The organism is Bradyrhizobium sp. MI1.11 (assembly GCF_055811255.1).
In genome coordinates, this window is record NZ_JBVVPM010000035.1 from 38,143 (window position 1) to 51,367 (window position 13,225).

11 protein-coding genes are annotated in these 13,225 nt (G+C 62.5%); 8 read left to right on the plus strand and 3 right to left on the minus strand.

From position 1 onward, the window contains the following. Positions 1-249 precede the first annotated feature (249 nt). From AC0L30_RS28795 to AC0L30_RS28810, 4 genes are all read left to right on the plus strand, one after another. A complete protein-coding gene (locus AC0L30_RS28795) occupies positions 250-1,122 on the plus strand; it encodes a GNAT family N-acetyltransferase (RefSeq protein WP_219684604.1) in 873 nt (290 codons plus the stop codon). Between the two features lie 11 nt (positions 1,123-1,133). Further along, entirely contained in the window at positions 1,134-2,327 is a 1,194-nt protein-coding gene (locus tag AC0L30_RS28800) for an alanine racemase (RefSeq protein ID WP_473405752.1), read from the plus strand. Between the two features lie 68 nt (positions 2,328-2,395). Then, positions 2,396-2,818, plus strand: coding sequence for an FAD-dependent oxidoreductase (locus AC0L30_RS28805; RefSeq protein WP_473405753.1), 423 nt, complete (start codon positions 2,396-2,398; stop codon positions 2,816-2,818). Then, the gene (locus AC0L30_RS28810; protein ID WP_473405754.1) at positions 2,815-4,272 is read left to right on the plus strand and encodes an aldehyde dehydrogenase family protein; all 1,458 of its coding nucleotides are present in this window, start codon (positions 2,815-2,817) and stop codon (positions 4,270-4,272) included. Before AC0L30_RS28805 ends, AC0L30_RS28810 begins: the two co-directional genes overlap by 4 nt. Positions 4,273-4,358: 86 nt before the next feature. On the opposite strand, the gene AC0L30_RS28815 is transcribed toward AC0L30_RS28810, so the two are convergent. Continuing rightward, positions 4,359-5,261, minus strand: coding sequence for a LysR family transcriptional regulator (locus tag AC0L30_RS28815; protein ID WP_473405755.1), 903 nt, complete (start codon positions 5,259-5,261; stop codon positions 4,359-4,361). A 44-nt stretch (positions 5,262-5,305) separates the two neighbouring features. Here AC0L30_RS28815 and AC0L30_RS28820 point away from each other — a divergent pair, with 44 nt between their 5' ends. The 4 genes from AC0L30_RS28820 to AC0L30_RS28835 all read left to right on the plus strand — a co-directional run bounded on the left by AC0L30_RS28820 (position 5,306) and on the right by AC0L30_RS28835 (position 10,057). Beyond that, a complete protein-coding gene (locus AC0L30_RS28820; protein WP_473405756.1) occupies positions 5,306-6,373 on the plus strand; it encodes a four-carbon acid sugar kinase family protein in 1,068 nt (355 codons plus the stop codon). Continuing rightward, positions 6,370-7,374, plus strand: a complete 1,005-nt coding sequence (gene pdxA / locus AC0L30_RS28825; protein WP_007601137.1) for a 4-hydroxythreonine-4-phosphate dehydrogenase PdxA — start codon at positions 6,370-6,372, stop codon at positions 7,372-7,374. The genes AC0L30_RS28820 and pdxA overlap by 4 nt, the downstream gene beginning before the upstream one ends. Further along, entirely contained in the window at positions 7,374-8,408 is a 1,035-nt protein-coding gene (locus tag AC0L30_RS28830; protein WP_354128136.1) for a cupin domain-containing protein, read from the plus strand. Before pdxA ends, AC0L30_RS28830 begins: the two co-directional genes overlap by 1 nt. 329 nt (positions 8,409-8,737) lie before the next feature. Next, positions 8,738-10,057, plus strand: a complete 1,320-nt coding sequence (locus tag AC0L30_RS28835) for an NAD(P)/FAD-dependent oxidoreductase (RefSeq protein ID WP_473405757.1) — start codon at positions 8,738-8,740, stop codon at positions 10,055-10,057. Positions 10,058-10,378: 321 nt separating this feature from the next. Here the strand turns inward: AC0L30_RS28835 and AC0L30_RS28840 are convergent, their stop codons facing one another. Together AC0L30_RS28840 and AC0L30_RS28845 are read right to left on the minus strand one after the other, a co-directional pair. Continuing rightward, the gene (locus AC0L30_RS28840) at positions 10,379-11,818 is read right to left on the minus strand and encodes an FAD-binding oxidoreductase (RefSeq protein WP_354128137.1); all 1,440 of its coding nucleotides are present in this window, start codon (positions 11,816-11,818) and stop codon (positions 10,379-10,381) included. Positions 11,819-12,902: 1,084 nt separating this feature from the next. Then, complete coding sequence (locus AC0L30_RS28845; RefSeq protein WP_007601140.1) at positions 12,903-13,223, minus strand: hypothetical protein; 321 nt, start codon at positions 13,221-13,223, stop codon at positions 12,903-12,905. Positions 13,224-13,225: the final 2 nt, after the last annotated feature.

Sequence of the window (13,225 nt, forward strand, 5' to 3'; positions counted from 1 at the left end):
GCGGTCGGCCCTCACGGGTTCGGCGGGGCTTGGCGCGAAGCTGACCTTGGCGCACGAGCCGCTGACAGCAGATTGTCTCTTCTACCGTATCATCAATGCAATACCCTGCCGAACTTTGCGTCAGTCTGATCGCGTAATGCTGTCGGAGCCAAGGTACGCTGCAATTCGTGTGAACATCGTCAGACGGACCTCGCCGTGTCAGGCACTGACGATTAGTCCGGTAACCCAAGCGAGAGACGTCGACGCATCATGGCAACCGCAGCTACCCAGGCCGGAGATCGCGCGAACGAAGACGTGGCCCTGATCCCTTTCGCGAGAGCGCACCTGAAAGGTGCGCTGAAGCTCTCGCAGGAGATGTCTTGGCCGTATCTGCTCAAGGATTGGGAATTTGCGCTGCAGCTTGGCCGCGGTTTCGTGGTGACGAGTGCGGGTGCTGTGGTAGGGACCGCGCTGTGGTGGCCTTACGGCGACACCCATGCTTCCGCCGGAATGATCATCGTCTCGAAAGCCGTTCAGGGACGGGGTTACGGGGCCCGGCTGATGGACGCGCTGCTCGCGGCGGCACGACCACGGATCATCACGCTGAATTCGACGGCAGAGGGCCTTGCGCTTTACGCACGCCGCGGCTTCGCGAGCATCGGCATGCTGCACCAGCATCATGGCGTTCCTCGCCAGCGCCGCGACACGCCGCCGCTCGCAAACGTCAGATTGATGGTTCCATCGGACTTCGGGGCGATCGTGGAGCTCGATCACGAGGCCTCCGGCTGGACGAGGCGCGAGATGCTGAACCGGCTGATCGAGGTCGGCGACGGCTACGTCCTCTTGCGTGACGGCACGCCCCGCGGCTACGCCATTTCCCGTCTCTTCGGCCGCGGGCATGTCATCGGCCCTGTGGTTGCCGAGAGCCCGACTGATGCGCGCGCATTGATCGAGGCCGCGCTCGCGCCCCTCGGGAGTGTCTTCGTCCGGATCGACACCTCTGCCTCCTCGCAGCTCGGGGACTGGCTCGAAAGCATCGGGCTGCAGCAGGTCAGCGACGCCACCACCATGGTCATGGGGGCGCAGACGCCATCGACCGGGCCAGCGCGCAGGTTCGCGGTCGCCAACCAGTCGTTCGGCTAGGAGACCTTGAGATGCAACGCTGGGATATGCGCGGGATCGATGTCCACAACGCCGCGCCATGCGAAATAGCCGCGACGGTCGGCGCGTTGGCGACGCCGGCCCTCCTGCTCGACAAAGACCGGCTGGATCGCAATCTCGCCCGTCTGTCCTCTCGTATGGCCGCGGCTGGCGTCGTGCTGCGCCCCCATATGAAAACCGCGAAATCCATTGAGGTCGCCCGGCGCGCCTATCCCTCCGGGCCCGGGCCGATCACCGTCTCCACCTTGGCGGAGGCTGAGTACTTCGCGCAGTACGGTTTCCGTGACGTGACATATGCCGTCGGCGTGGCACCGCACACCGCTGAAAGGGCGATCCGTCTCCGCAAAGCCGGCGTTGACCTTAAGGTGCTGCTCGATTCCCCTGAACAGGCGGCGATGTTGGGCACGGCCGCGCACGCCGCCGGCGTGACGCCCTCCGCCTTCATCGAGATCGACTGCGACGGCCATCGCGGGGGGCTGACCGCCACCGATCCCAAACTCATCGCCGTCGCGGCGGCCCTGGCCGAGGCCGGCGTCACGCTCGCCGGCATTCTCACCCATGCCGGCGAATCCTACAGCCTTTACACGTCCGATGCTCTCGTCGCGGCAGCAGAGAACGAAAGGGCCGTGGCCGTGGCGGCCGCGGAGACATTGCGGGCGGCGGGGCATGAATGCCCGGTCGTGAGTGTCGGTTCGACGCCGACCGCCCATTTCGCCGATGACCTGACCGGTGTCACGGAGATGCGGGCCGGCGTCTACATGTTCTTCGATCTGGTGATGCACGGCGTCGGTGTTTGCACGACCGACGACATCGCGATCTCGGTTCTCGCCACCGTGATCGGCACGAAGCCGGAGAAGGGATGGATTTTGGTCGATGCGGGCTGGATGGCACTGTCACGCGATCGCGGCACCGCGGCGCAGCGGGTCGACCAAGGTTACGGTCTCGTCTGCGATCTGTCCGGCCAACTCTATCCGAACCTGATCGTCGCGCAGGCGAGCCAGGAGCACGGCATCCTCGCCATCAGGCCCGGATCGGCTGCAGCCCTCCCGCATATCACGATCGGGGCGAAGGTCAGGATTCTGCCCAACCATGCCTGCGCGATGGCGTCACAGCACGAACTTTACAATGTCATCTCGGCAGGAAGTGACGCAATCGAAGCTCAGTGGCCGCGGATGCGCGGCTGGTAGACCTGAAACAGAATCGGGCGGCGATTTGCGCATGCCCAGCGCTCAGATAGCGGGTTTCTGGAGTCGATATGAAGCTCACATCCTATTGGTTGGACACATCGGAGCCATTCAAGAGCGACACCGCAGCACCGGTGCAAGGCACCTGCGACGTTGCAGTGATTGGCGGCGGCTTGACCGGTTCTTCGGCCGCCCTGCCTCTCGCCAAGAAGGACGCGCCCGTCGTGCTCCCCGAAGCGGAGACGATCGGGCACGCGGCGTCCGGCCGGAACGGCAACATCTGCAACAACGGGTTCGCTCAGGACTACGGCACGCTCTCGGCCAAGCTTGGCAAGAAAGTCGCCGACCGGCTCTACCGGTCTTTTGAGGCCGGGGTCACCGAGCTCAATCCCTGGAAGGACTTCGCCTGGCCCGCCATTGCGGGCCATCTCGGTCCTCCCTGGTTCCTTCCGCTGGTCGGCGCCTATTACCGGATCAAGGATCGCTTCCAATGACCTCGGCCGTTCGACACCTGACGGAAGCCGGCTTCCTCGGCAAATTCTACATCGACGGAGAATGGCGCAAGCCCAGCGGATCGGCGATGGCGGTCGTCGTCAACCCGGCGGCCGAGCAGCCAATCGCCGAAGTCGCGCTCGGAAACGACGAGGACGTGGAATACGCGGTCGCCGCGGCCAGACGAGCCTTCGCGGGCTGGTCTTGCAAGCCGGCTCCGGAGCGTGCAGCGCTGCTCGACCGGATCCATGGTTTGCTCCTGGAGCGGCTCGAGCTGTTCGCGCAGGCGATCACGAGCGAGATGGGGGCCGCTATCACCTATGCGCGCCGCGCCCAAGTGCCGCTGGCCGCCGAACATATCCGCGTCGCGCGTGACAATCTCGCGACCTATTCTTTCATCAGCCCGCGCGGCAGCACCGCCCTCATGCGCGAGGCGATCGGCGTCTGTGGTCTCATCACCCCTTGGAATTGGCCTCTCTACCAGATCACAGCCAAGGTCGGTCCGGCGCTCGCGGCGGGCTGCACGGTGGTGTTGAAGCCAAGCGAATTGTCGCCCCTGAGCGCCTTGATGTTCGCCGAGGTGATGGACGATGCCGGTTGTCCGCCCGGCGTATTCAACCTCGTCAATGGGACCGGTCCCGTCGTGGGCGCCGGTCTGGCGTCGCATCCGCAGGTCGACATGGTCTCGATCACCGGCTCGACCCGTGCCGGAGTTCTCGTTGCGCAGGCGGCTGCGCCCACCGTCAAGCGGGTTGCCCAGGAACTCGGTGGCAAGTCGCCAAATATCATTCTGCCGGATGCCGAGCTGAGCCGGGCCGTTCCACTCGGCGTCGGCGCCGCTTTCCGCAATCTCGGCCAATCCTGCAGCGCGCCGACGCGCATGCTTGTGTCCCGCTCGCAGATGGCGGAGGTTGAGGCTCTCGCCGCGGCGGCTGCTTCCGAAATAGTGGTCGGCGATCCGCTTTCGGAATGCACGACCCATGGTCCGATCGCCAACCGGCCGCAGTTCGAGCGCGTCCAGACTATGATCGACGTCGGCCTGGAGGAACGCGCCAAGCTTGTCATTGGCGGGCCGGGGCGGCCCGACGACCTTCAGATCGGCCTCTATGCGCGGCCGACGATCTTCTCGAACGTCCGTCGCGACATGAGGATAGCTCAGGAGGAGATCTTCGGCCCGGTGTTGTCTATCATTCCATACGATTCGGTTGACGAGGCGATCGAGATCGCCAACGACACGGTCTACGGCCTCGGCGCGCATGTGCAGGGCACTGATATGGACACCGCGAGGAAAGTGGCTGGGCAGATCCAGTCCGGTCAGGTCCATCTCAACTATCCCGACTGGGATCCGAACGCACCTTTTGGCGGATACAAGCGTTCCGGGAACGGCAGGGAATACGGCTGCGAAGGCATGGAAGAATATCTCGAGACCAAGGCCGTTCTCGGATTTTATCAATGAAACGCTACCTCTAGGGCGAGCCGTTCAAAACTAAGATGCTGCATGCAAGGTAGCGCCGAGCCCTTGAGGAGCGCGAAGTTAAATCATTAGATCAGATTGCACTGTTCCTGCAGCCATGAAGCAAGATAGTTCGCTTTCCCAGACAGTTCAGTTTCTCCCGCCCAGATAAGGCCATAGTGGCTTTCGTCAGGATCGAAACCGGCAGGTGCGATGAGCCGCCCTCTATCTACGTCGTCCGTTGCAAGGACCCGCGGGCTGAGGGCAACGCCCAATCCGGCCAATGCTGCTTCAACGATGAGGAAGTGGTGATCGTAGAAGCGTATCTCCGTGGGGCGCCGCACCGACGGGTGGGTGGAAAGCCACCGCGACCAAGCGTCCGCCCGAGTCTTCGAACCTAGGGCGATGTAGTTTCCTGAGGCAAACACCGGCGCGAGCTGAGGGCTCATGACCGGTCCTACCCTTTCAGGAAAAAGGCGCCGGACGTGCCACGCCTCTGGGAGCGCAAAGTCGAGCCGACGTATAGCAAGATCGATCCGATCGCGGCGAAACTCGACGGGGCCGCCGGCGACTGAGAGATGTAGAGCGATGTTAGGATGGACGGCCTGAAAGTTTGCAAGCCGTGGAATAAGCCAGCGCATAGCGACTGAAGGCTCGCATGAGAGAACGAGGGAATTCTGCTGTGCGTTGGCAGCACGCAAGCTCTCAACGGTTGTCGCCAGCTCGGTGAAGAAACGGCCGAGGGTGAGGTTGAGCACTTCTCCAGAAGCCGTGAGGCGCAAGCCACGTCCGCTTTTTTCAAAGAGTTTGAAGCCAAGGTCTTCCGAGAGTTTGGTGATACGGCGGCTCACAGCCCCATGGGTCAAGGCAAGGCTGTTCGCGGCAAGCCGAACCGACCCCAGCCGCGCAGTGGTCTCGAACGCACGTAAGTCGTCCAACGAAGGTATTTCTGATCGCCTCATTGGTGACCTGATATCACTGATGTAGCGCAAAAACTATCGCTTTTCATGCTGGATTAGCTTGGCATAATTGATCCATGCGAACCAATGGCGAATACACAATCGGTATTCTGGCCGATGACCTGACCAGCGCCGCCGATGGGGCCGGTCCGTTTGTCGAGCGGTGCCTGCGAGCCGTTGTCGGCCGACGTCGGAGGCCGCTAGAGGATGCAAAGATCATCGCCGTCGATAGCGGATCGCGATCGGTACCAGCTTCGCAAGCGGCACAGCGGGTGTCGGAACTTGCCGAGCAGCTCGCTTCACGGGATGTCCTCTACAAGACCGTGGACTCGACTCTTCGCGGGCATGTGACGGCCGAGATGGAAGCGGCCTTCGTGGCAAGCGGCCGCAAGATGCTGGTCTTTGCACCGGCGTTCCCCGGCGCTGGGCGTACAACCGTCAGCGGCATTCAGCTTGTGGGCGGCATTCCTGTCGCGGAGACCGAATACGGTCGCGACCCCGTCCATCCTGCGCGACATTCTCGGCTGGCTGAGCTCGTTCCGGCCTCCATTGGAAGCGTCGTCATCCTTGATGCTGCGACACAGGCCGATCTCGACAAACAAGTTGCCGCCCTGCCGGATCCGGAGTCGATCCTATGGGTGGGCTCTCCGGGCATGGCCCTTGCTCTGGCGAAGCGTCTTGCGCCGCTTGCGGTGGCGTCGAACGTGACCGTCACGGTTTGTGGCGACATTCTTGTTGCTATCGGCAGCGCCAATCCGCGCAGCCATCGTCAGGCCGACTGCATTGCAATGGAGCCTGGAATCGCTCTGCTGCGGGCTCCGATCGAACGGATGAATGATCCCGGATCCGTCCTGCACGACATTGCCCAAACTGCGGCTCGACGGTTGGCCGACGAGCGTTTCGACATGGTGATCGCCACAGGCGGGGACACCATGGAGGCGATCCTGGATGGCCTGGACATTTATGAGTTCGAGATCCTGAAAGAGCTCGAGCCGGGCTTTCCGCTTGGCCGCACGTCCCTCGGAGATGGACGAGAGCTACTGATCGCCATGAAGGCAGGCGGCTTTGGCGACGACGATACGCTGCGTCGTGCGATCACGCAGCTCCGCCTCGGCACCTCGGTATCAGAACTGGTTGTATCATGACCCAATCCGCTCCCCTCGCCATCACAATGGGCGATGCCTCCGGCATCGGCCCGGAGATCGTGGCAAAGACATTGGCCAAAGCCGGCGAAGGCACGGTCGTATTCGGCAGCTACGTCGTGATGGAGAATATCGTCCACCGTCTGGGCCTCGAGCTGACGGTCAGGCGTATCGCCGGACCTGAAGAGGCGCGCTCTGAGCCGCGGTCCATTGAGGTTGTCGAGGCGACGCAAATCATCGCGCCGCCTCCGCTCGGGAGCGTCAGCGCCATGTCCGGCCAAGCTTCCTTCGATGCCATCGTCGCCGCCGTCGCGGCAGCCAAGGCCGGCAAGGTCAGCGGCATCGTCACCGCACCGATCAACAAGGAAGCGATGGCAAACGCGGGCATTCGCTATCCCGGGCACACCGAAATCCTCGCCGACTATGGTGGTGCGAAGCGCGTTGCGATGATGCTGGCGAACGACGATATCCGCACGGTTCTCGTCACCATCCACACGTCGCTGCGCAAGGCCATCGACCAAGCGGATTTCGATGCCCAGATGTCAGCGATCCGGCTCGCAAATGAGGGCGGCAAGGCCCTCGGGATCGCGGCGCCGCGCATTGCGGTCGCAGGGCTCAACCCCCATGCCGGCGAAGGTGGTCTCTTCGGCGACGAAGAAATCCAGATCATACGGCCTGCGATCGAAGCAGCCCGCGCCGAGGGCGTCGACGCCAGTGGCCCCTGGCCCGGGGACACTGTCTACATGCAGGCCCGCAAGGGCCGCTTCGATGTGGTCGTGGCCCAATATCACGATCAGGGCCTGATCCCGGTGAAATATCTCGGCCTCGAAAAGGGTGTGAACATCACGCTCGGCCTGCCGTTCGTCCGTACAAGCCCTGATCACGGCACGGCATTCGACATTGCAGGCCGAGGCATCGCCGACACCGGCAGTCTCGAGACCGCCCTGACTTACGCGCGAAGGCTCGTCGCCGCGCAAATTAAGACCAAAGAAGGGGTAGTCTAATGGGCCTTCGCTTCATCTTCATGCTCACGCGCAACGATCGCACCGTCGAGGACGCCTCTGAACAACTCAAGACCGCCCTCAGCCTTGGCGTTCGCCACATCGGTTTCAAGGACATCGGCCTGCCGATCGATCGACTCAAAGTTCTCAACCAGGTCATCAAGGCAGACGGCGCCACCTCCTATCTCGAAGTCGTCTCACTCGACCGGCAAAGTGAGATCGTTTCGGCGAAAGCGGCGGTTGAAATCGGCGTCGACGTCTTGCTCGGCGGCACACGTCTTGACGACGTGCTGCCGATCCTTGCTGGCACCGGCATTCAATACTGCCCCTTCCCGGGTCGCATTACCGGTCACCCGAGCGTGCTCGAAGGGAGCATCGAGGAGATCGTTGAGAGCGCCAAGGCGCTCGCCCTGCGGGAGGGCGTGTATGGCCTCGACCTGCTCGCCTATCGCTCCAAGGAAGACGTCCCGGCCCTCATCAAAGCGGTGTGCGCGGCGGTGCCCAAGCCCGTCTATGTGGCCGGCTCGATTGATACGCCTGAGCGGATCGCCATCCTGAAGGACGCAGGAGCCGCCGGCTTCACTATCGGCACGGCCGCGTTGGACGGCAAGTATCCGGCCGACGACAAGGACGTCGCTCGCCAGCTTGGGGCCATCATTCGTGACGTGGCCTCCCTGAACCGACATCTCTCCCCACTCCACAAGAGGAACCTGGCCAACTCGTTCGGGCAGCTCAAGGAGACTTGGTCTTCGAAGATCGCGGGTCAGATTAACGACATGCAGATCAAGCTCGCCAAGTTCGCGGGCGAGTTCGCCTGGCGCTTTCACAGGAGCGGTGACGAACTCTTCCTCGTGCACAAGGGCCGCCTGCTGATGAAGTTCCGTGATCGGGACGAGATCATCGAGCAAGGCGAGTTCATCGTGGTCCCGCATGGGGTAGAGCATTGCCCTGTCGCGCTGGACGACATCTGCGAGGTCGTGCTGCTCGAACCCGGCACATCCATGGATGCCGGCACCGCTCACGACCTCGAAGGCTAGACCGTCTGCCTGCGATCGGAACAAACGCCCGACGCTCGTGGTTCAGGACATCACTCGTCCCGGTGTCGCCGACCCAATCGCGACGGTCTGGGTCCATTTTGCTGGGGCATCGAAAAGCGGTCCGGTCTCCGTGGACAAGCAGGTCGCGTCGCCATTGCGCCGAACTGGGACGATCGCGCTTGAGCAGCTCGTATCGCACAAGCGCTCAAAAACCCGAACATCTTGCGAAGTTCTAGGTGATTTCAGCACATTCTATCGCGCGCACGATGCGATGAAGGGCTGATCGGAACGTTGCTTCCGCATTCTTGGCAGCTGAGGTTCGTTGGAACATGTCGCCCCAAGTCGAGCGCATTCACAGCGATGAGCGTCTCCCGGTCGAGGCCGACGTCGTCATCGTCGGCGGCGGCATCCTCGGCTCTACGGCCGCCTATTACCTGGCGAAGCGTGGCCTCTCTGTGGCGCTGCTCGAGAAGGGCCACGTCGCCTGTGAACAATCGAGCCGAAACTGGGGTTGGTGCCGCCAGCAGAACCGCGACCGGCGCGAACTGCCGCTCTCGGTGCTCTCCATGCGGCTGTGGGACGAGCTCACGCGCGATATCAATCGGGACCTAGGATTTCGGCGCTGCGGTCTCGTCTATGCGACCCACGACGAGGCTGTGCTCGCGGGCTGGGAAAAGTGGCGCAAGCTCGCCAGGGAGTACGACGTCGACACCCGGGTGCTGAGCCGGGCGGAGGTGGCCGAGCGCGTCCCCGAAGCGCGCGGCAAATGGGTCGGTGGGACCTATTCGGAGCGGGACGGCAAGGCCGAACCTGCGCTGGCCGCGCCGGCTATCGCCGAGGGGGCCAGAACTCTGGGCGCCACGATCCACCAGGGATGCGCCGCGCGGGCGCTCGACTTGGCCAATGGCAAGATTGCAGGCGTGCACACGGAGAAGGGCTATATCAGAACCAGCGCGGTGCTGTGCGCCGCCGGCGCCTGGTCCTCGCGCTTCCTTCGGCCGCTCGGAATCAGTTTCCCCCAAGCGAGCATCCGGCAGACCGCGCTGCGTTCTACCCCGACAATCAACATCGGCGAGGCGGTCTCGACACCCTACTGCACGATCACGCGCCGACTGGACGGCAGCTATACGCTTGCGATCAGCGGCAAGGCGAACCTCGAAATCACGCCCCAGGCGATCAGGTACAGCCGGGAATTCATGCCGCAGTTCTTGCGTCGCCTGAAGAACGTCAGGATTGGTGTCGGCCAATCGTTCGTTTCGGGGCCGGATTCAATGGCGGCGTTGCTGACCAACGATCGGATCTTCGAGCAGAATCGCGTGCTGGATCCTCCGCCCTTGAAATGGCTGGTGAACCAAGTGGTGAAGAGTGTCCGGAAAACCTTCCCCCAACTCGGCGAAATCAAGATCGATAGCGCCTGGGGCGGCTTCGTCGATTGCACGCCTGATGCAGTGCCTGTCGTGTCGAAGGTGGACGGGGTGGAAGGCCTCGTCCTCGCGGCGGGCTGCTCGGGTCACGGCTTCGGTTTGGGCCCGGGGCTCGGCTATCTGGCCGCACAGCTTCTCGTCAACGACACGCCTTGCGTCGATCCCGCACCGTTCCGGCTGTCGCGTCTGACCGACGGCTCGAAGCTGAACATCTCCGCCATCTGAAGATCGAGCCGGAAGTCAGGCTGACGCGTACCGAGCGAAGCCAAGGTTCCGGCAGACGAGTGAGCGGGACTCCATGTTTCCGCGCCGTCAAGTCCGCCGGCTTATGGACGCAAAACGGTAGGAGTTGGTCGAGTTCGTCAGGTTCTACGAAGAAACCTCAAGCTGCTCACGCGACGGCATCAGGAATTCCTCCCCAACCTGAGCCACTCCTTCGGAGTGGCTCTTTCTTTAAGGACAAGGCGATTTGGGCAATCGAGGTACCCCAGCCGACGATGCACCGTTCGACCCGCGACGAAAGATCGCCAGCGCGCCGCCGATGATTCAAGAGGCAGACGTCTCGCCCAGCGGACGAACGATTGCGCCGGCGTTCATGATATCAGCCGGATCAAAGGCGGTCTTGATCCGGCGCATCGCCGCGATACGCCCAACATCGCCGTATCGCTCCAGAAGGTGCTTTTTGAAACGACCGACGCCGTGCTCCGCGCTGAACGTGCCGCCGAGCGCCGCGGCCGTGTCGTAGAGTTGCAGCGACAGGCTGCCTTCGATCCGCTCGGTGAACTCCAGTCGGTCGACATCGGGAGGAACGAGCACGTTATAGTGCAGATTACCGTCGCCGACATGGCCATAGACGGACAGCTCAAGGTCGGCGTCATACGATCGCACCTGCGAACCGGCCAAATCCAGAAAGTGTTGAATAGACGAAAGCGGCACCGAGATGTCGTGCTTGACCGATCCGTTCCGGCATTTCTCGCCCTCGGGGATGGTCTCGCGGAGCCGCCACATCGCGGTCCGCTGCGATCCGCTCTGCGCCAGCAATGCGTCCTCGATCCATCCGGACTCTATCGCCTCGGCCAGAACGGCTTCCATCAGTTCGTCGAGATCGAGATGACGTGAGGAAGAGGCGAACTCGACGAGGACGGCGCCTGCTGGGCCCGCTCCAAGCGAGGGGGGGTCGGTCATTGCTGCGGTTGCGAGCGCGATGGATCGGGCCGCCATGAATTCGAAAGTGGTCAGCAGATCCGCGGACTCGCGACGGACCAGGGCGAGAAGCTCAGCGAGCGGCGCGCCGCTCGCGAGCTTCAGCCAGGCAGTAGCGCGGCGGGTCGGCAAGGGCGCGAGACGCAACACTGCGCCGGTGACGATGCCGAGAGTCCCCTCGCTTCCGACGAAGCACTGTTTGACGTCATAGCCGGTATTGTTCTTCCGCAGCTTGCGCATGTCGGACACCACCGTCCCGTCCGGCAGCACCGCCTCGATTCCGAGCAGCAGATCGCGCGTCATCCCGTACCTGACGACCGACAGCCCGCCCGCGTTCGTGCCGATGTTGCCGCCGATCCTGCAACTGCCTTCCGCGCCGAGGCTGAGCGGCAACAGAAGTCCGGCAGCCGCCGCGGCGTCCTGTATGTTCTTCAGGATGACGCCGGCATCGACAGAGATGCTCATGGAGACGGGATCGATTTCGCGGATCCGGTCCATCCGCTCGAGGCTCACGACAATCTGGCGCCCGGAGGCATCCGGCGTCGCGCCGCCGCAATAGCTGGTGTTGCCGCCTTGTGGAACAATTCCGATACCGTGGTGCGCCGCCAGCCGTACAATGTCGGCGACCTGCTTTGTCGTCGCCGGCTTCAGCACGGCAAACGTCGAGCCCGTGAAGAGCTGGCGCTGATCCGTTGTGTAGGCCGCGATCCGCCCTGGATCGTCAACGACGCCCCTGTCGTCCAGAAGATCGCGAAAGGCGTGAACGTGTACCGACTGAGACATGCTCCAGCTTCCAATGGGCGTTATCGGATCATTTTCGCGCGTTTGTGCGGCATTGTTTGCCGTTCGGTCGCGGTTCCGAAGACACCAATGCCGAAATGCCACGATGTTCGGCAGTTTGCGCCGGTGCAGCCTCGTATTGAACGCCTTCATCGCGAGTCCCTTCGGATTTCGGAGGAGGCAATCGATGACTCGGCAGACAATCTATCGGAGGCCAGTATTTCGAAAAAGCGCGCCAGTTCGACCGCGTCGCCACCTACTCAACCTGTCGTTCGACGAGAGCGACCGGCTGCGGCTCCGTCGGAATCGTGAATTTCACGTGGACGCATGGACGTGCGTGGACCGCGCGAGAACGGCGGCTTCTGGCGGGCTATCAAGGTGCGAGGCCGGGAGTTAAGCTGCCCTCCGGTAAGAGAACAGCGCCTCCACAGTAGTGGGCCCAGCCATGTAGCGGTCTCCTGACTCGAACCCCCGACGCCTCGTCCTGTCGCGTGCTGCGCGTATTTGGTACCGGGACATTCCGACAAATGGAAATCCAATTGTGGATTTAATGCACGTTCAACGAGTCTTTTGTCGGAATGGCCATTGATCTTACAGATAAATCATACGCCTCTTAATCAGCGGGTCCCAGGTTCGAGCCCTGGTGCGCCGACCACTCTCAAGCGATTGGCCCGCAAGCACGCTTTCCTCCTAAAACCGAAACCGCGTGGCACCGATTTGGCACCGCCAAACGGGAGGCCGTGACGCGCCAAAATATTTCTTGCGTCATGCGTTGGGTTCTTACTCCGTGCTTGTGGTGGATAGTAATACCATGCGGTGGATCAAGGTATTTCGTCCTAAGAGAACAGAATGAGATCGCTGCGACAGCAGATTGAATCTAACAGCGGCCCGATTCGAGCATAAGGTTCCCGAGCGTGCATCGGCGCATGCGGGGCGCGGGGCATGCCAGGCCCTGTGAGTGGGTTAAGCCACGACTGACAGGATGCTGCGTAGCACGCTTGGCCGGTTGCTCTAGCTAGGGAGCGCCATTGCCGTTTCGCTGACGACGTCGCCAATCGATCATCGCCATTGCTGCGCTTCCCGTGGCTTAGCGGATACTCGCCACAATTTCGAGCCGGTTCTTCTCGAGCCAGGCCACGGCGTCGGGTCCATCGACGACGCATTCGAAAGTTTCCCAGGTTGGGTGCTCCTGGGATTCCGGTTGCAGTCGCTTTGCTGCATACTCAACGAGGTCGTGCAAGCGTTCGTATCCTCGTCGGCGCTCAAGGGACTCTGCAATCGCCGTGCTGACCCATCCTCGTTGGGCCAAATCGATAATGCTCGGAGCGTCAGCCTCGTTGAACCAAGTTGTGGCATCGAACTCGATGCAGCGGAGATTATCGGCGGTATGGCAAGTCGCGTGGATCATGG